The 23,867-nt window shown below is 43.0% G+C and carries 22 protein-coding genes, 1 tRNA gene and 1 other RNA gene; 10 read left to right on the top strand and 14 right to left on the bottom strand.

All coding sequences use genetic code 11. The features are described 5' to 3' along the window. The first annotated feature begins 112 nt into the window (after positions 1–112). A tRNA-Glu gene (locus tag Q0017_RS07155) sits at positions 113–188 on the top strand. A gap of 109 nt (positions 189–297) precedes the next feature. Here Q0017_RS07155 and Q0017_RS07150 read toward each other — a convergent pair. The 5 genes from Q0017_RS07150 to Q0017_RS07130 are packed head-to-tail and all read right to left on the bottom strand — an operon-like array spanning position 298 to position 8,959. Further along, the gene (locus Q0017_RS07150; RefSeq protein ID WP_298144618.1) at positions 298–1,875 is read right to left on the bottom strand and encodes an ABC transporter ATP-binding protein; all 1,578 of its coding nucleotides are present in this window, start codon (positions 1,873–1,875) and stop codon (positions 298–300) included. Continuing rightward, on the bottom strand, positions 1,856–2,869 hold the full coding sequence (locus tag Q0017_RS07145; RefSeq protein ID WP_298144616.1) for an ABC transporter permease: 1,014 nt from the start codon (positions 2,867–2,869) through the stop codon (positions 1,856–1,858). The genes Q0017_RS07150 and Q0017_RS07145 overlap by 20 nt, the downstream gene beginning before the upstream one ends. Then, positions 2,869–3,936 carry a microcin C ABC transporter permease YejB gene (locus Q0017_RS07140; protein WP_298144612.1) on the bottom strand — a complete coding sequence of 356 codons (1,068 nt, stop codon included), beginning with the start codon at positions 3,934–3,936 and terminating at the stop codon, positions 2,869–2,871. The genes Q0017_RS07145 and Q0017_RS07140 overlap by 1 nt, the downstream gene beginning before the upstream one ends. Positions 3,937–3,952: 16 nt before the next feature. Next, positions 3,953–5,770, bottom strand: a complete 1,818-nt coding sequence (locus Q0017_RS07135; protein ID WP_298144610.1) for an extracellular solute-binding protein — start codon at positions 5,768–5,770, stop codon at positions 3,953–3,955. 9 nt (positions 5,771–5,779) lie between these two features. After that, positions 5,780–8,959 (bottom strand): LysM peptidoglycan-binding domain-containing protein, encoded by a 3,180-nt coding sequence (locus tag Q0017_RS07130; protein ID WP_298144607.1) that lies wholly within the window; start codon positions 8,957–8,959, stop codon positions 5,780–5,782. 221 nt (positions 8,960–9,180) lie between these two features. Here Q0017_RS07130 and dnaQ point away from each other — a divergent pair, with 221 nt between their 5' ends. The 3 genes from dnaQ (at position 9,181) to nudC (ending at position 13,065) form a co-directional block, all read left to right on the top strand. Next, positions 9,181–10,536, top strand: coding sequence for a DNA polymerase III subunit epsilon (gene dnaQ / locus Q0017_RS07125; protein ID WP_298144604.1), 1,356 nt, complete (start codon positions 9,181–9,183; stop codon positions 10,534–10,536). A gap of 124 nt (positions 10,537–10,660) precedes the next feature. Further along, positions 10,661–12,301, top strand: a complete 1,641-nt coding sequence (locus Q0017_RS07120; RefSeq protein ID WP_298144601.1) for a chemotaxis protein — start codon at positions 10,661–10,663, stop codon at positions 12,299–12,301. Then, the gene (nudC, locus tag Q0017_RS07115) at positions 12,301–13,065 is read left to right on the top strand and encodes an NAD(+) diphosphatase (RefSeq protein WP_298144598.1); all 765 of its coding nucleotides are present in this window, start codon (positions 12,301–12,303) and stop codon (positions 13,063–13,065) included. The genes Q0017_RS07120 and nudC overlap by 1 nt, the downstream gene beginning before the upstream one ends. Here nudC and Q0017_RS07110 read toward each other — a convergent pair. From Q0017_RS07110 to Q0017_RS07100, 3 genes are read right to left on the bottom strand one after another with little or no spacing between them, the layout of a single operon-like run. Further along, positions 13,062–13,937, bottom strand: a complete 876-nt coding sequence (locus Q0017_RS07110; protein ID WP_298144596.1) for an alpha/beta hydrolase — start codon at positions 13,935–13,937, stop codon at positions 13,062–13,064. The two genes, nudC and Q0017_RS07110, sit on opposite strands and share 4 nt — an antisense overlap. Next, a complete protein-coding gene (locus Q0017_RS07105) occupies positions 13,927–14,601 on the bottom strand; it encodes a BON domain-containing protein (protein ID WP_298144594.1) in 675 nt (224 codons plus the stop codon). Before Q0017_RS07105 ends, Q0017_RS07110 begins: the two co-directional genes overlap by 11 nt. Before the next feature lie 39 nt (positions 14,602–14,640). Further along, positions 14,641–15,060 carry a YraN family protein gene (locus tag Q0017_RS07100; RefSeq protein ID WP_298144592.1) on the bottom strand — a complete coding sequence of 140 codons (420 nt, stop codon included), beginning with the start codon at positions 15,058–15,060 and terminating at the stop codon, positions 14,641–14,643. 112 nt (positions 15,061–15,172) lie between these two features. Here Q0017_RS07100 and rsmI point away from each other — a divergent pair, with 112 nt between their 5' ends. After that, a complete protein-coding gene (rsmI, locus tag Q0017_RS07095; RefSeq protein WP_298144589.1) occupies positions 15,173–16,012 on the top strand; it encodes a 16S rRNA (cytidine(1402)-2'-O)-methyltransferase in 840 nt (279 codons plus the stop codon). 30 nt (positions 16,013–16,042) lie between these two features. On the opposite strand, the gene Q0017_RS07090 is transcribed toward rsmI, so the two are convergent. The 5 genes from Q0017_RS07090 to Q0017_RS07070 all read right to left on the bottom strand — a co-directional run bounded on the left by Q0017_RS07090 (position 16,043) and on the right by Q0017_RS07070 (position 20,916). Continuing rightward, a complete protein-coding gene (locus tag Q0017_RS07090) occupies positions 16,043–16,291 on the bottom strand; it encodes a hypothetical protein (RefSeq protein ID WP_298144586.1) in 249 nt (82 codons plus the stop codon). Positions 16,292–16,443: 152 nt separating this feature from the next. Beyond that, entirely contained in the window at positions 16,444–17,682 is a 1,239-nt protein-coding gene (locus Q0017_RS07085) for an FAD-dependent monooxygenase (protein WP_298144583.1), read from the bottom strand. Beyond that, on the bottom strand, positions 17,679–18,887 hold the full coding sequence (locus tag Q0017_RS07080; protein WP_298144614.1) for an FAD-dependent oxidoreductase: 1,209 nt from the start codon (positions 18,885–18,887) through the stop codon (positions 17,679–17,681). Before Q0017_RS07080 ends, Q0017_RS07085 begins: the two co-directional genes overlap by 4 nt. A 32-nt stretch (positions 18,888–18,919) precedes the next feature. Beyond that, complete coding sequence (pepP, locus tag Q0017_RS07075; protein ID WP_298144580.1) at positions 18,920–20,245, bottom strand: Xaa-Pro aminopeptidase; 1,326 nt, start codon at positions 20,243–20,245, stop codon at positions 18,920–18,922. A 32-nt stretch (positions 20,246–20,277) separates the two neighbouring features. Then, complete coding sequence (locus Q0017_RS07070; protein ID WP_298144577.1) at positions 20,278–20,916, bottom strand: UPF0149 family protein; 639 nt, start codon at positions 20,914–20,916, stop codon at positions 20,278–20,280. Positions 20,917–20,980: 64 nt separating this feature from the next. Between Q0017_RS07070 and Q0017_RS07065 the strand changes: the two genes are divergently transcribed. From Q0017_RS07065 to ssrS, 3 genes are all read left to right on the top strand, one after another. Next, a complete protein-coding gene (locus Q0017_RS07065; protein ID WP_298144574.1) occupies positions 20,981–21,526 on the top strand; it encodes a hypothetical protein in 546 nt (181 codons plus the stop codon). After that, positions 21,527–21,841: a cell division protein ZapA gene (locus Q0017_RS07060; protein ID WP_298144571.1), complete on the top strand. Its 315-nt coding sequence runs from the start codon at positions 21,527–21,529 to the stop codon at positions 21,839–21,841. It begins immediately after the preceding gene. 88 nt (positions 21,842–21,929) lie between these two features. Beyond that, a non-coding RNA gene (ssrS, locus tag Q0017_RS07055) (6S RNA) lies at positions 21,930–22,114 on the top strand. Positions 22,115–22,154: 40 nt separating this feature from the next. On the opposite strand, the gene Q0017_RS07050 is transcribed toward ssrS, so the two are convergent. Further along, on the bottom strand, positions 22,155–22,277 hold the full coding sequence (locus Q0017_RS07050; RefSeq protein WP_298144568.1) for a hypothetical protein: 123 nt from the start codon (positions 22,275–22,277) through the stop codon (positions 22,155–22,157). A gap of 315 nt (positions 22,278–22,592) precedes the next feature. Here Q0017_RS07050 and Q0017_RS07045 point away from each other — a divergent pair, with 315 nt between their 5' ends. Both Q0017_RS07045 and Q0017_RS07040 read left to right on the top strand, forming a co-directional pair. Further along, positions 22,593–23,111: an OmpA family protein gene (locus Q0017_RS07045; protein WP_298144565.1), complete on the top strand. Its 519-nt coding sequence runs from the start codon at positions 22,593–22,595 to the stop codon at positions 23,109–23,111. Between the two features lie 93 nt (positions 23,112–23,204). Continuing rightward, positions 23,205–23,792, top strand: a complete 588-nt coding sequence (locus Q0017_RS07040) for a 5-formyltetrahydrofolate cyclo-ligase (RefSeq protein WP_298144562.1) — start codon at positions 23,205–23,207, stop codon at positions 23,790–23,792. Positions 23,793–23,867 lie beyond the last annotated feature (75 nt).

The raw sequence follows: 23,867 nt of genomic DNA, 5'->3' as shown, positions 1-23,867 counted from the left end.
TCCCTATCGTCTAGAGGCCTAGGACATCGCCCTTTCACGGCGGTAACCGGGGTTCGAATCCCCGTAGGGACGCCATAAAATTCTTGGTTTAAAATAGCTTACTTCACACGACGTCCCTATCGTCTAGAGGCCTAGGACATCGCCCTTTCACGGCGGTAACCGGGGTTCGAATCCCCGTAGGGACGCCATATTCGAGTGTTAAACTCTACAAAAAGCCCAAGCATTTAAGACTTGGGCTTTTTTATGTCTGTATGATTCAAACCTGAGATTTGAATCATCACATCACCCACTCATACTTTAATCTGCGTATTGACTCGCTTGAATCAAAGCTTGGGTATAGGCGGTTTTTGGCTTTAAAAATAAATCTTCTGTATCTTGCAGTTCCATCACTTTGGCATGCTGCAATACCAAGACCTGCTGACATAGCGCACGTACCACATGTAGATCATGACTAATAAACACATACGTCATGGCATATTCATGTTGTAAGCGTCTGAGCAATGCCACAATCGCGCGCTGCGTGCTTCGATCAAGTGCGGAGGTCGGTTCATCTAAAATGATCAGTTTTGGCTGTAGCACCAAAGCACGCGCCAAGGACACGCGCTGACGCTGTCCTCCTGAGAGTTCATGCGGATAGCGTTGTTTAAACTCAAGCGGCAATTCCACTTGTATTAAAGCCTGTTCAACGCGTTGTTTAATCTCGGTGGCGGCAAGTTTTTGTACCTGTAAACCTTCAGCAATAATTTGCTCAATGCTTAAACGTGGATTTAAGCTACTCAATGGATCTTGAAAGACAATTTGCAAATCACGACGTAAAGGGCGTAATTGTTTTTCGTCATAAGCGTTTAAATCTTGCCCCAACAAGACAATTTTACCTGCGCTTGGAATTAAGCGCGCGATGGCTAATGCAAGTGAGCTTTTACCTGAACCACTTTCCCCGACAATGCCAAGCGATCTGCCTTGTTGTAGCTGTACGTCTAAAGGTTCAACTGCCACCACATAATCTTTTACCCGATTGAGCAGCCCTTGTTTAATTGGGAACTTGACTGCCACTTGCCGCAAATCTAGCAACACCTGTTGTGCTGGCACATGTAAAGCTTGGCCAAAATCATGATTGAGTAAATTTTGGGTATAGGTATGTTTGGGCTGAGCAAAAACATCTTGCACCAAACCTTGCTCCACCACATGACCGTGTTGCATCACAATCACTTGATTGGCATAGCGCCTGACTAAATTTAAATCATGACTGATTAAAATCATGGCCATATTACGCTGCTGCTGTAGATTTTGAAGCAAATCTAAAATCTGCGCCTGTAAAGTGACATCTAACGCGGTGGTCGGTTCATCGGCAATTAAAATCTCGGGGTCTTGCGCTAAAGCCATGGCAATCATCACACGCTGCCTTTGTCCGCCTGAGAGCTCGTGTGGATAGCGTCTAAGCTTATCTTTGGGTTGTGGGATACCCACATCCTGTAATAAGGCAATCACGCGCTCACGGGTCTTAGGCTTGCTTAAACCTTGTAGCCTTAAACTCTCGCCAATCAGTTTTTCTACCCGATGCAGCGGGTTAAGTGCAGTCATGGGTTCTTGAAAAATCATGGCAATTTTTTGACCACGAATAAAACCTAATTGCGCGGGCGCTAATTGCAATAAATCTTGCTGTTGTAATATGGCTTGGCCGGACACCTGCAAGGTACTAGGCAACAAACCCAGTAAAGCCAAACTGCTGATGGATTTACCCGAACCACTTTCCCCCACAATGGCTAAAGTTTGCCCTTCTTTAAGCTCAAAACTTAAATCGTGCAGCAAGGTTTGGCTGTGGGTTTGAATGTTTAAGCCACGTACATCAAGTAATTTATTGACGTCTTGGGTCAAATGCGTCACGGGTCGCCTCGCCAATATAAATTAGTAGAGATAGCACAATCGCCAAAGTAAAAAAGCCGGATAACGCCAGCCACGGTGCATTCAGATTGTTTTTACCTTGTAATAATAATTCACCTAAAGAGGCTGCATCTGGTGGCAAACCATAACCTAAAAAGTCAAGTGCGGTTAGCGCAGTGATATTGGCGGTCAGCATAAACGGTAACTGCGACAAGCTTGAGCTCATGGCATTGGGTAAAATATGCCGAAGGATAATGTTATGATCAGCTACCCCTAAGCTCCGTGCAGCACGTACATAATCGAGATGACGGGCACGTAAAAATTCAGCACGCACCAAACCCACTAACGTTGGCCAACCAAACAACAGCATAATAAAAAACAGCCAATAGACATTAGGGGTAAACATACTCACCAAAATCATGACCATAAATAACATGGGTAAACCGCCCCATACTTCTAAAATGCGTTGCCCAATCAAATCAATCCAACCACCATAATAGCCTTGGATGGCACCCACCATCATCCCTAATACAGCAGAAGCTAGAGTTAAAGCAAAGCCAAACAATAACGACACACGTAACCCATATAAAATGCGTGCTAAAACATCACGGCCTTGATCATCGGTACCCAACCAATTATCTGAGGTGGGTTGCGATGGCACCGGTACGGTTAAATCTAAATTTGGAGTTTGATAAGCATAGCGAATGATCGGCCACACAGCCCAACCATGTTCTTGAATCAGCGCGTGTACAGCAGGGTCTTGATAATCGGCTTCGGTTTCAAATACCCCACCAAAGGTGGTTTCAGGATAGGCTTTAAAGACTGGTAAATAAAGTTGTTGCTTATAACTGACCAATAAAGGTTTATCGTTGGCAATCAATTCTGCCGCCAGTGACAAGACAAAAATCATGCTAAAGATGATCAAGCAGCCAAAACCTAAGCGATTGGCTTTAAAGCGTTGTAAACGCGCCTGCATAATGGGCGACATCATTTGCCCCCTCGTGCATCAAAGTTAATACGTGGATCAATCACTTGATACAAAACATCGCTGACTAAACGTAACAATAAACCAAGTAGGGTAAATAAAAATAGGCTGCCAAAAATTACCGGATAATCACGCTGCACAATGGCTTCAAAGCCAAGTAAACCCAAACCATCTAAGTTAAAGATAATCTCAATAAACAAATTACCGACAAAGAAAATCCCCACCAAAGCTTCAGGCAAACCGGCAATCACAATTAACATGGCATTACGAAACACATGCCCATACAACACGCGTGACTCGCTTAAGCCTTTGGCGCGTGCTGCAAGTACATATTGTTTGGACAACTCTTCCATAAAGGAATATTTGGTCAGATAAGTTAACCCGGCAAAGCCGCCAATGACCATGGCAAGTAAAGGCAAGCTCATATGCCAAACATAATCTTTGATTTTGCCAAGCAAAGTTAAATCAGCAAAATTTTCCGAGACCAAACCTTGTAATGGAAACCATTGTAAGTAGCTGCCACCGGCAAAAAATACAATCAGTAAAATGGCAAATACAAAAGCCGGAATGGCATAACCAATGGCCAATAACATCGACGTAGATTGATCAAAAACACTGCCATGCTGACGGGCTTTTTTAATCCCCAATGGAATCGAGATCAAATAAATCAGCAAAGTGCTCCACAAACCTAAAGACAAAGACACCGGCATTTTTTCTAAAAGCAAGGTGGTGACCGGTTTATCTTTAAAAAAACTCGTACCAAAATCTAAGCTTAAGTAACTTTTAAGCATATCCCAAAAACGTAGATGCATGGGTTGATCAAAGCCATATTGGGCTTCAATTTTGGCCACCATCTCATCACTTAAGCCTTGAGCACCTTGATAAGCATTGGAAGTTGCTGCTGTTTCGCCACCACTGACATGGCCAAGTCCTGCAAAGCTTTGCGCTTGTTGAATGGCTTGTTCGACCGGTCCGCCAGGTGCAATTTGAATCACCACAAAGTTAATCAATAAAATAAAAAACAAAGTGGGAATGATCAACAGCAAGCGTTTTAAAATATAAGTGCCCATGCCACTCCTGTGTGGATTATTTTTGTCCTAAATATTGGCGGACTTTAGCGGCTTGCTTGGCATCGCTCCACCAATAATCAATTCCTGTTGATAATTTAGGTTTTTGTTTGGGTTGCTGATACATGTTCCAATAGGCCAACCAATGTTCACCTTTGCCATAGGTTGGAATTTGGTAATAACCGGCACGCAATAAACGATCTAACACTTGGGTACGCAGCACCAATGCTTGACGGTTTGGCGCACGAATCAGCTGTTGAATGGCATCATCAATCACCGGATTTTGGATACCAGCATAGTTATAATTGCCCGGTTGATTGGCCGACTGAGAACTCCACAGTTGTGCTTGCTCATTGCCCGGGGTTAATGATTGTGGCATCACACTAGTGGTCATATCAAAATCGCTACGCCGCATACGCTCTATATATTGCGGCACATCCACATGACGAATTTTGACCTGAATGCCTAGACGTTTTAAGTTACGTACAAAGGGCATCAATGTACGTTGCAAGCCATCTTGATGAATCAAAAATTCTAAAACAATCGGCTGATCTTTGCTATCTAGCAATTGACCTTGCTTAAAACGATAACCTGCTTTTAACAACAATTGACGCGCTTTGAGTAAATTACTGCGGTTAAAACCACTCCCGTCTGAAACAGGATAACGCCAATCGAGCAACACAGCTTGACGCTGAATGAGATCAAGTTGGCTTAAATAGGGTTTGAGTATCGCCATCTCGGCTGCACTGGGGCGGCCTTTGGCTTGTAATTCACTGTTGCTAAAATAACTTTGTAAACGTTGATATTGTCCATAAAACAAGGCTTTATTTTGCCACTCAAAATCATAAGCCAAGGTAATGGCTTGACGAAAGGCAATGTCTTGCATGGCTTTTCTGCGTGTATTAAACACAAAACTTTGCGTTGGAATTGGGTTTTGATGTTTAAAGCGATATTTCACCACCATACCTTGCTGCATGGCAGGAAAATCATATTCCGTTACCCACTTACGCGCCGTATATTCTTCGTGCAACGTATATTGACCGGACTTAAAGCCTTCAAAGGCAACCTCTAAATTACGGTAATACATATATTTAATGCGATCAAAATTATAACGCCCTCGATTGACCGCTAAATCTTTTCCCCAATACTGTGGATTACGCTGATAGGTAATACTACGTCCGGCATCAATTTTTTCAATCCGATAAGGCCCTGAACCTAAAATGGGCTGCAAAGTGACTCGGCTAAAATCACGCGATTGCCAATCTTTGGCCGAATAAATCGGCAATTGCGCCAAAATGAGTGGCATTTCAGTGTTATTTTTGGATTTTAAATGCATACGTACTGTATGCCGTGCCAATACTTCGGTGCGCGCCAAATCTGATAAATACATTTGTAGGCCAGGATTGGCTTTGCTGAGATAGGCATCAAAGGTAAATTTAACATCTTGGGCTGTCACAGCCGAACCATCGCTAAATTTGGCTTGAGGATTTAACTCAAAAGTGACCGTGGTTAAGTTTTTGGGATCAAAACTGACCCGCTCGGCCAAAAGTGGATACATCACCCCCGGTTCATCTAAGGATGAGCTCATTAAACTATCAAATAAGTAATTGACACCATCGACTGCGGTGCCTTTGCCATTCATGCTGTTTAAATTGTCAAAAGTCCCATTGGCGGCGCTAGTGATATAGCCGCCTTTGGGTGCAGATGGGTTGGCATATGGCATATAACCACGTGCGCTATATTGCGGCTGACCGTGCAGCGCAATATAAGAGGTGGTTTGCATTGCCGCGTGCACAGGTGCTGCGATCAATACTGCCAAAGCGGCCAACAGACGCATGATCAATCCTTAAAGATTTGGCACTTGAATCACTTGCCCAATGCGCAATTGAGTATTTGGGGTCAAATCATTCAATTCAGCCAAAGCATTTTGCGCTAAGCCATAACGACTTGCCAAACCAATTAAAGTATCACCGCTTTTCACTCGATAATCGGTAAATTTCTTTGGAATGTGAATGCTTTGCCCCACACGTAAACTGGCGTTGCTGCTTAAGTTATTTAAGCTTGCCAATTCAGATGACGACATCTCTAAACGCTTGGCAATGGCATATAAAGATTCACCAGATTTTACTGTATAGGTTTCGGTACGGCTGTTTTTAATGACCGTTTTATTGCTTATTGGCGCAGCTGTTTTTTCAACTTTTTGCTCAGCTTTGGCTTCAAGCTCACCATCAAGTTTTAAACGTTGCCCGACGCGTACAATGCTGCTAGTTAAGTCATTAAGTTGCATTAAATAGCTCACTTGCAAGTGGTATTTGGCTGCAATACTAGTTAAGTTGTCACCACTTTTCACCACATATACTTCAGGCATTTTTGAGGTGTTATTGGTCTTAGCTTTAGCAGGAGCAACAGGCGTACTTTTTTCTGCTTCAGGGCTTAAACTCAGACGCTGGCCTGCACGTAAACCACTATTGCGCCCCAGACCATTCCAGTTGGCAATCTCATCCATGCTTAAATCATAACGATTGGCAATGCCCGTTAAAGTATCGCCGGCTTGTACTGTATATTGCTCAGGCACTTGATAACCTAATGGCACTTGTAAAGTTTGCCCTGCGTATAAACTTTGATTGGCTGCCATGTCATTCAGTGCTGCAAGTTCAGCCACACTGAGTTTGGCTTGACTGGCAATGCTATATAAACTATCGCCGCGTTTTACTGTATAGGCTTCAAGTTTGATATTCGGTTTGAGCGCTTTGCTGTCAACTTTGTCTTGAGCCACGCTTGGTGTGGTATTGGCCACAGCTTCAGTTAAAGGCACATTAATTTTTTGACCTGCCATGAGTTGACTATTTGCCGTCAAACCTACAGTTAAATCTGCCAATGCTTGATTAGATAAAGCATAACGATCTGCCAAAACTGCTAAGTATTCACCACGTTGTACGGTATAGCTTTTTGTCTTGATCTTACTAGCACTTGGTTGTTCAACTTCAACTTTTTTAGCTTGTGGGTTGTCTTTTAGCTGCAGTTTTTGTCCTGAAAAAATCCCACTCGTCACGGTTAAATTATTGTAATCTGCCAATTGTTTAAGGCTTAGCCCATATTCAGCCGCAATACCGCTTAAGGTATCGTTGGCACGTACCGTGTATACATAAGGTACACTTTTAGGTTTCACTGCTTCAGGCGTTGCTGCAACTGGCTTGGCATCATATAAATAAATCGTAGTGCCTACATACAGTACTGCATTTGGATCAATTTGGTTCCAATTGGCAACATCGCGCCAGTTCACGCCATTTTTCATGGCGATCATTTGCAGATTGTCACCTGGCATCACCACATAAGTACTGCGTTTGCCTTTTGGTGGTACCACCACAATGTCTGATGCAGTACGAATGACATTTTTGCCCTGATTTAACTTGGCTTCTTCTGAAGTTGGACTGGTGTTATCAGCCACACCTTTTGGATAAGAGAAGCCTTTTTTAAGCTCTTGACCGCTTTGCTCTGCAATGGATTGACTGGTTTGTAAGGCGGTAAGCTTAATTTTACCATCCACTGGATCAACAATTTCAGTGCCCTGTGGCGTGATTTGTTTTAACTCAGCCACAACTTGAGCTTGCTCAGCTTGCGAGGCAACGGGCTGCGAAGCTGCCGCAACTTGAGCTTGTTCTTCTAAAGCAAGCGCAGCTAAAACTTTTTCACGTTCTGCCGCACTTAAAGCTGGTTCAGTACGTACTGGCTGCACATTTGCCGCGGGGGTAACCGCCACTGGAATACGTGGTGCACTTGGCACATCCATATTGCTGGCAAAAGCTGCCAAGGCTGCTGAACCTTTTGGTGTGGTCGCGCTTGGTCGAGTAGTGGTTGTGCTTTGAGTCACTGTTTGACTGCTGGTAATAATCGGAGGTGGTGCCGCTTTAGTTGGTGTTACAGGTTTAAACGAACCGCTTGGCGTGGTACTTGGGGCGCTTGCCACCAAATTAGCCTGCCCCCCATGTAAGGTTTTTAAACGCGCATCAATGGTTGGGCTTAAATCTGCAGGAATTAAAATACGCATTGGGCTGCTTGCATCTACATATTCCCCACGATGCCCAGGGTTAAGTTGATACAACTCAGCACGACTTAAACCAGTAATACGCGCAATGTCATTGAGCGCCACAGGACCGACTTGAATTTCACGAAAATGCGGACGATTGGCAATAGATGGCAAGGTCACATTATAAGCACTTGGATTTTTAATAATTTGTGCCACAGCAAGAAAACGCGGTACATAGTACATGGTTTCTTGTGGTAATTTCAGTGACCAATAATCGGTTGGCAAGCCTGCTGCTTTATTACGGTTAATGGCTTGTTGAATACGCCCAGGACCCGCATTGTAAGATGCCAATGCCAATTCCCATGAGCCAAATTGATTATATAAACTGCCTAAAAATTCATATGCCGCACGGGTCGATTCCACCACATCACGGCGCCCATCGTATTGACTGGTTTGCTTTAAACCATAAATTTTACCGGTGCTTGGAATAAACTGCCAAAGCCCCGCAGCTGCTGCTGAACTGGTTGCTGCAGGGTCATAAGAGCTTTCAATAATCGGCAGTAATGCCAATTCAGTTGGTAAACCACGGCGCTCGGCTTCTTTGACCGTATGATACAAATAACGCGAAGCACGCGCACTTAAACGATCAATATACGGTTGACGAGAAATAAACCAACCACGCTGCGCTTCAATACGTGAATCACGGCGGCTTAAATCCATATCAAAACCGACCAACATACGTTTCCATACATCGCCATGTTTGAGTACCAATAGACGATCACCTTCTACTGCACGCATGTCGGTGGCAGAGAGTAAATCTTCTAAGCCATCCATGCCGTTGGCGCCCAACATTTGAGTTTGTTGTATTTTTTGGCTGGACGATGACGACGGTGTAGATGAACAACCACTAATCCCCAAAGCAACGAATGCTGAACCCAATACGGTCAGTTTAAATAAAGGCCCTTTTGACTGCCACAGGTGCGTGGTTGCTTTATACATACACAAGAATCCAAAAACTACGACTAAAAATTATTGTTGAGCGTGGTCATTGTAGAGGAGCATGCCCTAGACTCAAGGGGATAATTTAGCGCGATTTGAGGATTAATGTTACAAGAATTTAAAAAAAAGCCGCTTCGAGTCGGCTAAGCGTAACATCGGTCACTTTTTCAGTTTACAATGTTGAACTTGCACTTTTCCTGTTGTGGACTACGGATTACATTATGACTGAAACAATCACCCTATATGTAGATGGCGCTTGCCGTGGCAATCCTGGCCTAGGCGGTTGGGGTGCGTATCTCATTTATGCTGATCAGTCTGAGCAAAAATATTGCGGTGGCGAATTTGACACCACCAACAACCGTATGGAACTCACCGCCGCCATTGAAGGGATTCGCGCATGTCCTGCCCATGCCAAACTCATTATTTGGACAGATTCCACCTATGTGCAAAAAGGCATTACCGAATGGATTGTGGGGTGGAAAAAGAAAAATTGGAAAAACGTTAAAAATCCAGATCTTTGGCAAGCTTTAGATCAGATTACTCAAGGACGTGATATAGATTGGCGTTGGGTCAAAGGTCATGCCGGCAATCCAGGCAACGAAATGGCGGATCAATTGGCCAATTTAGGTGCCGATCAAACGGCGCGTGGCAAAAGCACACCTCAACCTAACAACGAACCTGATTGGCTCTTAGATGACCCTTTTGGTTTTGATCTGGTTGATGATCATTTAGATGAAACCGAAACCGAAACCGAAACCGAAACCGAAACCGAAACCGAAACCGAAACCGAAACCGAAACCGAAACCGAAACCGAAACCGAGTCTAAATTAACCTCGTCAGTACATCCACAGATTGTGATGACTGAGGCTAAATTACAGTTACATGGCCCGCGCCAATTTATTTTAGATACCGAAACCACCGGTTTTTATTTCCAAGATGGTGACCGAATTGTCGAAGTCGGCGCCATTGAAATGATCAACCGTAAACTCACCGGTCGCTCAATCCATATTTATATTAATCCTGAAAAGCCAGTCGGTGAATCTGAAAACATCCACGGTATTTCCGATGAATTTTTAAAAGATAAGCCTAAATACGCCCAAATTTCCGACGTCTTATATGAATACTTAAAAGGCGCCGAAATCATTGCTCATAACGCCACCTTTGATATGAACTTCTTAGATATGGAGTTTGAACGGGTGGGTTTAGGTAAACTCTCTGCGGTGTGTAGCGTCACCGATACCTTGGCAATGGCCAAAGCTAAACATCCGGGGCAGAAAAACTCACTTGATGCTTTAGCACGGCGCTATGAAATTAAAGAGCGTGATCGTACTTTCCACGGTGCTTTACTCGATGCTGAAATTTTAGCAGATGTTTATTTGGCCATGACCGGTGGTCAGGTGGCTTTTGACATCGAAGCTTTATCGCACAGCGAAGAATACAATGCCGGCGGCGGACGCGTGGTAGAAGGTGATGGCTTATTGGTGGTTTTACCATCGCCCCAAGAACTTGAGCAACATGAGAACTGGGTCAAACAATATTTTGAAAAACATGGCGAAAATTGCCTTTTCGCCAAATAAAAGCTTAATTTTTGTCACTCTTTTGTATTTAATTATAAAAGAGTTACGTTATAGTGAAACACATAAACATTCTGTGTGCTTGAGCACACCTTACGGATAAAACTTTTAGGATAGGTGCAGATCTATGTCTTACCAAACCTCTATTCATTTCGACCCAACAGCGCTACTAATAATAAAAAATGAAGTAGACAGCTCCATTGATTTGGTTGAAGCAGCCGTTAACAGCTTGGTTGAAGATCAAAGCCTGCCTTTTGGCATTGAAGATGCATTAAATCAATTTGATCAATGCGCGCAAGTTTTGGCTTTAATTGACATGCAAAGCGTGGCAAAAGTGGCGCAATACTGTGCCGACTTAATGCGTCATATCATGCAAGCACCGCACAACATTCATCTACCAGATGTGGTGGCGTTAAGTGATGGTACAAGTTTACTTAAACGCTATATTGAGTTTATTTGTTTGCGTGAAGTACAAGTGCCACAATTTTTACTCAGTACACTCAACAAACTGGAATTGGCTTTAGGGCGTCCTTTGACCCAAGATGGTCATCAAATTGAATATTTATTGGCGTGCATGCAACCGAATTTTAATTTACCACTCGCACCTGATTTAGAAAAATCAAACTTTGTACATCGTCTATATAAATTGTCTTTGGTCAATATCCTCACCCAACAGCACAATGATTTAGATTTGCAAGCTTTAAAAATTGTGGGCGCCTATATGGCCTCTATGAGCACTGATACGCCAAGTCAACAATATTGGCAATTGGTGCTTTTAGCATTTGAACATATGGATCAGATTCGTCTGTCACAGCCTCGTTTGCGTAGCTTAATTCAAATTGAACGTCACATTGCCGCGTTTGTACAACAACCGCAGGCTTATAGCGCAACTGTGCCAAGCCTTGCCAATGTATTAAGTTTATGTATTAGCCAAGACAATGACACTGCACAGCAAATTCGTGAGCAATTAGGTGCCAGTGAAGACTTACTCACCGACACTCAATTACAGGTGTTTAGTCGCCATTTATATGGCCCAGATTTTGATACTATTCATACCATTAGCGAATTATTGCGCCAAGAAATTAGCCAATTACGCAATGATATTGAATATAATTTCCAAAACATGCCACCAGAAAAAGCCCAAGAATTAGTTAATAAATTTGAAGAGTTGGCCAATGTATTGGTGGTACTTGATTTAAAAGATGCAGCGCAAGATTTACGTCGTCAAGCGCAAGCTTTTAATCCTGCCAATCTCAAAGATCCAAGTTTTGCTGAACAAGTCATGGGTTGCATTCAATCTGCCATGAACTCAATTGGTATTTTAGAGCGTCAACATACCTCAAGTCGTTTGCAATTAAGTGTACATAATCTCAATATCTCTTTGGATCGTTTGGATGATGCCCATGCGGTATTGCTCAGTGAAACCAAAGCTTTAATTGAGTTGTCTAGCCAAACATTGGTGCAATATGTACATGATCAAGACCTTGCATCACTTGAAGCGATTCCTTCACAATTGCGTGAAATTGGTGGCGCGTTGTTATTCTTAAATGCCGATCAAGGTCAACGCTCTTTGTCACTTGCCGCAGACTTTGTACAGGCACGTTTCAATGCATCACAAACCATTGCGGCCCATGAAATGGATGCGGTACTTGAACCTTTGGCCAGCGCCGATTTGTTTGTAGATAATCTTAAAAACAAACAACCTGTTCTCCACAGCATGTTTGATGTAGCATTGCAAAATAGTCAAAAACTGAAGAATGCCGCCTAATGTCTATCGCTTATATCTTTCATCAACAACAACTGTTGGTCGATCAAAACTTTCAATTGCCTGAGGTTGAACGATTAAGCGATGATTTGGACTTAAATAGCAACAATGATGTCATTGCCCGTGATTTAAGTCCCAATGACGTGATTCCTGAAGGCTTTCAATTGGTGCCCATTCGGCAGTTATTGACCCTTTGGAGTAAAAAACAATTTGAAGATGCTAGCCGTGCCGTGCAACTGTTAGAGTGGCGCCGCAATCATCGTTTTTGTAGCCATTGTGGCGAAAAAACCCAAGTCCATACGCATGAATTTGCCATGGTCTGCCCAAGTTGCCAGTATCATCAGTATCCACGGGTACAGCCTTGCGTGATTACCATTATTACCCGTGGCGACAACGAAGTCTTATTGGCTAAAAATGCGCGCAACCCTCGCCCAGTCTATGGCCTCATTGCAGGTTTTGTGGAAGTTGGTGAAACACTCGAAGAAGCGGTACGTCGTGAAACTTTAGAAGAGGTGGGTATTGACGTGAAAAACTTACAATACTTAGCCAGCCAACCTTGGCCATTTCCAAGCAATCTGATGCTCGCCTTTCGTGCTGAATATGCAGGCGGTGATTTAGTCCTGCAAGAAGATGAAATTAGCGATGCCGCCTTTTTTAAATTTGATCAACTGCCTGAGATTCCATTTGCAGGCAGTATTGCGCATGCCATGATTATGCATGTGACCCAAGGACATGCCGTGGCGGATGACACCAAAGCATGGCTTTAAGTCAAAGCGCGTTCTAAAGCGGCTAAAATCTGCTTTTTAGTGGAAAAATAGCGGCTAAACAAACGCGCCACCGAACCCATTAAACTAATATGCCCAGTACGTGGTATGTTGATGATTTCACAGTGATTGCCTATAGCTTTCAGTGCTCGGTCAAAATCAAGGGCATTGTTAGGATGCACAATTTTATCATTAGCAGCCACAAACAAATAATGGCGCACCGCATTTTTTTCTACAAAATAATAAGGCATGACATGAGCGTAATGCAATTGTTGATCAAATGCATCTGCGCATAAAGGATCATCTTTATAATCAAAATGATAAGGGCCTGCTAAACCAATTACGCCACGAATCTGTTCACGACATGTCAAATCATAAGCTTGAGCACTATATAGCACCGACATCACGTTAAATGCCCCTGCTGAATGCCCCATCAAAATAATATTTTCAGTGGCAATCTCAAGTTGCTGTTGCTTGGCATGTAAATAATTCAGCGCAATAGCCAAATCATCAATAGAGGTCGGGAAAATATGTGTTGGGGCTAAATGATAATTGATAATAGCCACATCATAGCCCTCACAAGCAAATGCTTCACCGACAAAGCGATAGTCTTGTTTATGCCCATGCGACCATGCCCCGCCATGTACAAACACAATCAAAGGCCGACCCTGACGCGGCTGATCACTTAAATATAGATCTAAATGCTGACGTAATGCCTCTCCGTAAGCAATATGCGTTTTCACCCGATAGCCGGTTTGGGCAATAAAACGATTCACCGCATAAGTGCCCACGTCATAAGGACGAAAATCTTGATACATCGCGCGTGCTAAAGCCACTTTTTCCTTAACACGGCGCATAGGCAACTCAAAGCCCATAGCTTGGCTCTTGTTGATTCGGATCAATGGCAAGTGGCGTAGCCACAGCAGGTTGTAGCAACGGATTGGCTAAAGGATTTTGAGCGGCGGGCTGTTGAATATTATCCACTAAAGTAACAATTTTGCTGACATTACCCACTTGCTGTAAAACAGCATTTAAATCTTGAATTTCTGCAGCGTTTAAGCGCCCCATCACATACAACACACCATTTTCGGTATGAATACGCACTTTAGAATCTGCAACCACAGGCGCTTTCATTAATAAACCACGGGTATTGGCGGTCACGGTGGTGTCTTGCATAATGGTGCTATAACCAATTTGAGCACCCACAGTAATAAAGTTATGTACCGTTTTCACATCCGTCATGGCACGGACATTGTCTTCTGCCAATTGTTTTAAATGCTGATCTGGCACTTGACCGGTGAGTAATACATTGCCGTGAAAACTTTCAAAATTAACTCGCGATTGGTTAAAGCGAGTATCAAGTTTATATAAATTAATTTTGGCTGTACGCTCAATAGAGGAGTCAATAAATACTTGACCAAGCGAACGCGCACCGCTATCTACACCCACAGGCGCAGTTCCTGTACCTTGAGAAATAAAACTGGCACAACCAGATAAACTAGCAATACATAATACAGTTACAGCAATACGGCTAAACACGCAATCGGTCTCCTCATCCACTTGTTATTGTTAACTGTTTTAAAGCCTAATCAAGTTTGCATCAAAAGTAAAAGCATTTTCGATCCAAGCCAAATCATAATCGTGGCTTGAAAATCCTTGCTGTGGTATTTTTGCAATTGGTTGTAAAAAATCGATACAAATCACATCAAAACGCACAGCATATGACTCATATTGTGGAGATTGCTGCAAAAATAACAAAGCCGTGTGCATAATCTTGCGCTGTTTGGCTAAAGTGATCACTTCACAGGCACGGCCCCACTGTGTGGGTTGGCGAGCTTTAACTTCAACAAAAATTAATTCGTGGTCTTTTGCAACAATTAAATCAATTTCCCCAAAACGACTATAAAAGTTACGCAGCAGCAAGGTAAAACCATGCTGTTGTAAATAGTGTTGGGCGCGCTGTTCGGCCCATTGTCCCAACTGTTGTGATAAACGCATCGCTCACCTCGCTCAATCAAATTATGATTTCAAGCTATAGTTGCCCTTTGCTGCCACAATTTCAGGTAAAATAGCCGATTGCTGTTATTTTTTATTGTTGAGGAGAGTTCAAATGAGTGCTCAGTTATTTGTGGTCGCTACGCCAATTGGGCATTTAGATGACATCACCTACCGCGCGATTGAAGTACTAAAATCAGTCAGTGTGATTGCAGCCGAAGACACGCGTACCTCAGCGCAATTGCTCAAACATTTTAATATTAACACACCCCTCACTGCTTGCCATGAGCACAATGAAAGTAACAAAATTGATCAGTTAATTGAGCGCCTAAGCAATGGCGAAAATATGGCATTGATTAGTGATGCAGGCACGCCATTGATTAGTGATCCGGGCTTTAAATTGGTCCGTGCAGCACAAGCCAAAGGCATTCGTGTGATTCCTGTACCGGGTGCTTGTGCAGCAATTGCAGCCTTAAGTGCCGTGGGCTTACCGAGTGATCGTTTTAGTTTTGAAGGTTTTTTACCTTCTCGACAATCACAACGCTTGTTACATCTCAATCGCTTAAAAGATGAAACTCAAACCTTAATTATCTATGAAGCACCACATCGTATTTTAGACTGTGTGCAAGATATGGCTGATGTATTTGGTGCAGATCGTGCAGTTGGCTTTGCCCGTGAAATTACTAAAACCTTTGAAACCATTCAAAAAATGACTTTGGGTGAATTGGTTGAATTTGTTAAAAATGACCACAATCAACAAAAAGGCGAAATTGTTTTAGTTGTTGGCGGTGCCACGGTTGAAAAAGATTTAGAACAAGAAAAGCTTGATCAATTACTCACACGTTTGTTGCAAGATTTATCTGTAAAAGCCGCCTCTCAATTGGCAGCAGATTTAACCGGCATTAAGAAAAAAATTGCTTATCAACGTGCCTTAGAACTCACCGATAAAGCTTAAAAAAAAGGCCTCGCAATTGCGAGGCTTTTTTTAGTCACGAATGCTGTCGTCGCTTGGCACTTCAGTGATTTGACCACCACGTGCTAAGAACGCTGCCACCTCATCTTCAAGCGCTTGGCGCTGTTTGAGTTTGGCTGTTACGGTTAAGGTTTCTGCCTCAGCAACATCGGTATCGCTCGGTTTATCTTCGCTTACAGCTGCGCCTTTTTCAGCAGCTTTAGCTTCATCTTCATCTACTTCAATTTCATCAACTTCGTCATAATCATTTGCGTCAGTCATCGCGATCTCCCCAGAAATGACATCTTGTCTAAATTATGATGAAATTTAGCAAGCTATTGCTGTTTCGCATAGTACTCTGAGTAAAGAAATTGTGCTTTTTTTAATCAAAATCGTAACTCATTCTCGATGACTGCACAAAAAACGAGTGCCCCTTACAAAATTGCGTAGCGGGTATTTTTTAAACCACTTATTCCGGCGGCTTGTTGCATAAATAAATCTTTGGCTGTAGCGGATTGATCAACCTGTTTAAGCCCAAAATTACGTACCCAAATGATCGGGGTGAGTGCTGTGGTTTCAAGCCAACCTAACAACGACATACTGTGCATCATGGCTTCATTTTGCCCTTTACGTATATGCTCATAGCGTCTTAAAGTTTGGCGATGTGCCCATACCCCACGACTTAAATCGTGTAACAAGGCATCACATAGCACAGCCGCATCGAGGCAGCCAATATTCACCCCTTGCCCAGCTAACGGATGAATGACATGCGCTGCATCTCCCAATAACACCAAGCCATCGCGCACATAAGTTTTGGCTGCACGAGCTTTTAATGGAAATCTGGCGCGTGGCGTTGCCTCAAGCACTTCACCCAACATATGTTGGCTTTGTGCACTGAGCAAGCGACAAAACTCAGCATCATTGAGTTGTGCATATTCCTCGGCATAGTCATCCGGTAAGGTCCATACAATTGACTGCCAATAACCATTTTGGCACGGTTCTAGACTTGCCATCGGCAAATACGCCAAGGGACCGGTGTCTAAAAAGATTTGTCGTGCCACATGCTGATGTGGCTTTTGGGTACGAATAGCACAACTTAAGCCAGCTTGTTGGTAATCTAGTACATCTGTATCAATAAAGGCCTGTTCACGCACAAATGAATTTGCGCCATCTGCCCCAATCACCAGCTTGGTCTTTAACGTTGTACCATCAGCCAAATGAATCCACCACAGAGCATTGCCTTGCTCAACTCGGATAACTTTAACTTGAGTACGATAATCTTGCACTAGACTTTGCATTTGATCTTGAATGGCTAAGTTTAAAATACTTGGCTCAACCATTGCCCCTAAGATCTGCTCTTGCCACGGCGTGTTTAAACTTAGCTGACCAAACATAATGTCGCCATAGCCATTTTTATTCCACACTTGCATACCGCTATATGGCATATAGCGCGCAAGATGTGACCAGACCCCAACAGTTTTAAGCAAATGTATACTCGCCTGACTTAAGGCCAACACCCGTGCATTGCTCTGTGCCAACACTTTATTGCGGTCTAATAAGGGTGCTGCATCAAGTACAGTGGTTTGTATGCCACCTTGCGCCAATAATAAAGCCGTTAAACCACCGACCAGACCACCACCAATAATGACGGCATCTAAGACAGCCTCGGTCATGCTTTAAGTCCCATCGCGTAGTTGGCCACCAAAGGCTTAAATCCGGGAATGGTTTCAAATGCCAATAAACCAGTATTACGAATCAATTTTAAAATAATATTCTGGTTACTAAAACCACGCACCACCAAATCGCAAAAACGAATCACACGTTGTTGATCTTTTAAACGGGCTTGCTCATAGGCTTTGAGCATATTCGGCTCACCAATATCTTGCTTTTGTGCCAATTGCTCAGTTAAGAAACGCAATAACACATAGGCATCACGTAAGCACAAGTTAAAACCTTGCCCTGCTACAGGATGAATAGTATGCGCAGCATTGCCCATTAATACCACACGACCAACCGCTTGTTTTTCAGCTAGTACTTGTGACAATGGATAACTAAAACGCTTACCGGTTTTTTCAAATTTACCCGCACGATCACCATAGGTTTTTTGTAAGGCATCTAAAAAATGTTGATCATTTTCTTCACCTAACCATTCATGCTCAGTGCCTTTTTTAACCGGCCATACCACCGAACGACGATATTCCCCCGGCACCGGCAACAACGCCAATGGCCCTAAAGCACTAAAGCGTTCAAAACCAATATGGGCATGCGGTTTTGAGGTTTGTACCGTGGTCACAATCGCCACTTGATCATATTCATGCGTTGAAAAACCAATACCTAAGGCTTTACGACAAAATGAATCACGACCATCAGCTGCAATCACCAAAGGCGCTTCAATAGTTAAAACTTCATCACCGCGTTTGGCTTCAATATAGGCTAAGTGTTCATCTTGTGTCAGTTGAGTCACTTGCACTCCATCAATGAGCTCGATGTTGTGATGCTCACGAACTTGGGTTAATAAAATCCGACCCAACCATGCATTTTCAATCACTTGACCAAAACTTTCGACTTTTTCTTTTTCGGCAATTAAACGTGCCTTACCAAAGCTGCCTTGCTCGGTAATATCGACCTGTAAAATTGGCGTGGCATATTGTTGCAACACATCCCATAAACCCAACTCTTGGTAAATTTGCACGCTACGACGAGAAAGTGCGGTATTACGAGCATCAAAACTTGAATGGTACGGGGCTAAATTGGCATCCTCATAATTAGGATAAGAAATGGCTTCTAACAGTTTGACCTGAATATTGGCTTTGGCCAACATCAAGGCCAAGCTCAAACCGACCATTCCACCACCGACGATGACAACCTGTTGTTGCAACATATCTATTCCCTAAATCTTTAATGAATTGGTTAAGCCTGCGCCATGAGGGCTTCAATCTCTTCGACTGTTTTGACCACAGCCTGTGTTAATACCAAAGGACCATTGGCTGTGACGACTACATCATCTTCAATGCGAATGCCGATGCCACGCCATTTTTCATCTACGCTTTGGTCATCTGGTGCAATATAAAGTCCCGGCTCAACGGTGACCACCATCCCTTCTTGGTAGTTACGCCACTCATCATTGACTTTATAGCGCCCCACGTCATGCACATCCATACCTAACCAATGGCCTGTACCATGCATGTAAAATTGACGATAGCTTTCTTGGGCAATAATTTTTTCTTTATCACCTTGCATAATGCCTAAATCAAGCAAGCCTTGAACTAAAATATCTACGGCAACATGGTGAGGGTCTTTATACGAACGCCCCACTCTTACTGCATCAATCGCAGCAAGTTGAGCATCTAAAACAATGTTATACAGCGCTTTTTGTTCAGGACTAAAGTGACCATTGACTGGGAAAGTGCGGGTAATATCTGAAGCATACAACTCATATTCACAAGCAGCATCAATCAAGACTAAATCGCCATCTTTAAGAACTTGATTATTTTCTACATAATGTAAGATACAGGCGTTTTCACCACCACCGACAATACTGTTATAAGACGGCACACAGCCATGCTGACCAAACACATAATTGAGTTCTGCTTCAAGCTGATACTCCATCATGCCGGGTTTGACCGTCTGCATAGCACGCGTATGCGCTTTTGCTGAAATATCAGAGGCAATTTGCATCAAGGCAATTTCTTGTGCGTCTTTATGTAAACGCATTTCATCTAATACAGCATCTAATTGCAGCATTTGATCAGGTGCATGTGTGCCACGGCGTGATTCGCCATTGGCATTGGCGAGCCATTTGGCCACGCGCGCATCAAATGCTGCATTTTGCCCAACACGGTAATACAAGCGATCTTTATCAAGTAACTTCTCAATGATTTCTTCATCAAGCAGATCTATGGCATAGGCTTCATCGGCATCAAAGTCGTCAATTGCACCATCAACACCAGCACGATAACCGTTCCAAATTTCCATGTCACGGTCACGTTCACGGCAGAACAAACTGTAGCTATAGCCTTCTTCTAAATCATCAAAGGTTTCAATCACAGCGACTGCTTCAGGTTCAGCAAATCCGGTTAAGTAAAAAAAACTACTGTCGGCACGGAATTTGTAATCTGCATCGCGGTTACGCATATACACTTGATTGGTGGCAATAATCGCAATACTACGCGGTCCCATCTGCTCGGCTAAGCGATCACGACGGGCTTGAAAATCAGCTTGAGTGAGTTTTGTCATGGAGAAGTTCTTCTAAAAAAGTGGCGCTTGCCTTAGCTTGGACGGTCCGGTGTAAACATTTCTACCACATCTTGTGCAGTTTCAGCATTCATCGCAGCAGCAATCTTAGACTTTGCTTGGTAGTTTTGTAACAAAGAACTCTCAGCAACAGCCACTTTGTCACGCCCCATCGACAAGCTAATTGGAATTAAACGAATAAACTCATATAACTCTTGATAGCTTTGCTCGCCTTCTTCGTCATTGTCTGATTCGTCAAATTCAACCGCAGCCACATCTTGTAAATGCTCAATCAGCTCGAGCTCATCGGCACGAATATGCCCCGATGCCAAACCAAAACCAAGTACAACACCCGCAGCCCAATCAGCCAAGGCTTGTACGCGCTCTGCTAAAGCATGCTCATCATCTGGCAATAATGGCAGATAGTCGAGTTCATCTTCTGATAAGGCATGTGCAATATCTTCAGCTTCTTGTGCCAACATCTGTAAACCTTCATCGTCTAAAGGTGGCACATTTAAGGTCGCTAAAATTTGCTGCCATTCACTTGCCGTTGGCGCTTCGGCCACACACACAATACCGGTAACTAAACCGTGTAATTCACTTGGGCTTGAAATTTCTTCAATCTCGGCAAAATTGCCTTCCCACTCTGTCCAACCTGAAATATCGTCTTGCATTCGCTTATCCAATCTCTATACTTCGTATATATTACCTTTGTTTGCAATACTGTGCGACTCCGTTATGTTAGAAGAATTACAGCGTCTTCAGGCGCATATTGCTGCCCTAAAAGCACAAGTTGAACACTACGAGCAACAAAACCAGTTGCTCTATACCACTCAAACTCATGAAGCTGAGCGTTATCAGGCTGAGATTGAGCAAAAAACTGCCACAATTTCACAAAAGCAGCAAGAAATTGAGCGCTTAACTGAAAAAGCCACTCAAACCAACAAGCAACTTAAGCAGGTAACGCACGATGCTGCAGCGCTTGCTGATCGTTATAATCGTTTAGAAAAAAGTTGTAACGATCTTAAAAGCCGCTTTCAAGAACTGTTAGCGGAGCGCAATGAGTTACGTGTTGCACAGGAAAATCTACATCATCAACAGCAACAAAGCCAACTACAAATTGAAGCTTTGCAACAAGAACGTGGGCGCTTATTGCAAAAAAATGAACTTGCTCAAGCCAAAGTTGAAGCCATTATTCAACATTTAAGCGTGCTTGGTGGTGCTGAAGATCCGCACATTGATGACATTCATCAGATTGCTCAACTCAAACAAGAGGATGTGTAAATGAGCGAACAAATTCCTGTTGATTTGCGTGTCTTAGGGCATAGCTTTCGCCTTGCTACAACTGTTGAAAAACAACCTGAGCTTGAACGTGCAGTTGACTTACTCAATGAAAAGTATGAAGAGTTTCGCCGTAAAGCTCCGCGTATGGAGCCAAGTAAACTCATTATTATGGTGGCTTTAGAATTAACCCAAGAGGTGTTATCGCTTAATAAAAGTGTACAAGAATATGAGCACTGTCAAATTTTGATGAGCAATCTACTTAACGAGCTTGATCAATACAGTGTAGAACATCCAAGTCCACTCAAAACCGAATAAGCGTACAAACTGTAGACAACTGCAATGCAACTTTACACGCAATGCTATGACAAAAGTTGCCAAGCGCCACAGTTAGGTTATACTTACCCTACATCTGAGGTGTTCGCCAGCGGGTCTATTCCCCTGAGCCGATACTTAAACTTACGGATTGTGTTCTGCATATTTAGAGCGTATGCCCACCTTGAGTGGGAAACCCGGCAAGTATGCGTCGCGTCCACCTTGAACTCTTCGGGTTCAAGGGTAATGACATGCAGCGGCACCGTCGGATAAAAAAATTCTATAAAAAATCCCAGCACTAGAGGCTGGGATTTTTTTATGCGCCTAACATACGGTAATGCTCGGCTTCGCTTTGACGTAACTCATCATAATGCGTTGGATTAAAAGCACAGGCACTCATTACATTTACAAGCAATACAGCACATACGACCTTAAACATGAAGACACCTATTGTTTAAATACGGGAGAAAAAAATTGCATGGATGCACTATAGACAAGATCACCCAATAGTTAAAACTGTTAAATTTAATTATTTCCATCTAAAAAATAGATTGATTTTTTGCTACATTTTTCCCACTGTAATCGCGTTATGAATCGCTTTAAAATAGTTGCATCTTGAGTAAAAAAGAGAATTTGCTTGGCAAGGACTGTCTACATTTTCATAAAACAACAATCAAACGCTCAAATCTTATGATTGCATTCTTATTCTTAAAACGCTTTGAGCGCTATTGATGAAAACCGTATAGGTGAATCTATGTGCAACTATAAAGCAGTACTATTGGCCGCATCTGTAGTGGCGTTGGTGGGTTGTCATAAGCAAGCCAAACCACCATCATATGTTGAAGTACCTCCTATTCAAACCATTCCACAAGCGGTGGAACACATTAACCTAACCTCAGACACTTTATTTAAATTTAATACTGCGCATATGGCAGCTTTAACACCTACGGGTCGCGCCAAACTTGACGAAGTTGTCACTGCCTTAAACAAAGGCTATATCAGTTTACAATCGGTTGAGTTGATCGGACATACCGACCGTTTAGGCAAAGCGGATTACAACTATAATTTAGGTATGCAGCGCGCGAAAACCGTACACAACTATTTAGTTTCACGCGGTATACCTGCCAACGTAATCTCGTACAAAAGTGCCGGTGAAAATCAACCCGTCACCAATGGCTGCGCCCAAGTCACCCCACGTGCCAAGTTAATCCAATGTTTACAGCCCGACCGACGTGTCACTGTTACAGTGCGTGGTATGAAAAATGCCAATTAATCTCAAAATCCTGAGCTAACAAGCTCAGGATTTTGCTTTTTAATGATCTGCATTTTAGTATGAGCTAAAATTAAAGCTTGATTTTCACTTTTTATGTCCGCTTCACTGATCACCTTAAGACGACAATTACGCCAACAACGGCGTAGTATTGGTCGTTACACACAACGTCAAGCCCAATATCGGGTGTGCACGCAATTGTTTAAAGCACCCTGCTTTGCCCATAGCCAACATATTGGTGTGTATTTAAATGCTTTTGGTGAAGTTTATACTCGCCACATCATTTTGGAATGTTTCCGCCTTAAAAAATCTGTATATTTACCCATGATTTGCAGTATGAATCAGCATTTGGTTTGGGTAAAAATTTCAAAACAGCAGTACTTGACCCGACGTTTTGCTATGCATCCTTTAGGCATGCAACAAGCGATGCAAGGTCGCGGGCGCATGGTCAAGTGCCTTGATTTGGTTATTATGCCCTTATTGGCCTGCGATTACAGGGGTACACGCTTAGGTATGGGCGGTGGTTTTTACGATAAAACCCTATCTCGTGCGCCACAAAAACCGTATCGTTTGGGTTTGGCACACGATTTTCAATTACTTGAACAAACCTTAATACGCCAAGTGTGGGATCAACCGCTTGATGCCTTACTGACACCGCAACATTTTTTAAAATTTCAGCGTTAATTTAGGTATAAGTACTCAATTTTTCTAGTTTTCATAGAAATTATTACATTTTACCCTTGTATTTTTAAAATTACC

This window comes from uncultured Acinetobacter sp., from assembly GCF_947624825.1.
Classification (GTDB): Bacteria; Pseudomonadota; Gammaproteobacteria; order Pseudomonadales; family Moraxellaceae; genus Acinetobacter.
This window is presented reverse-complemented; position numbering and strand designations above follow the sequence as displayed.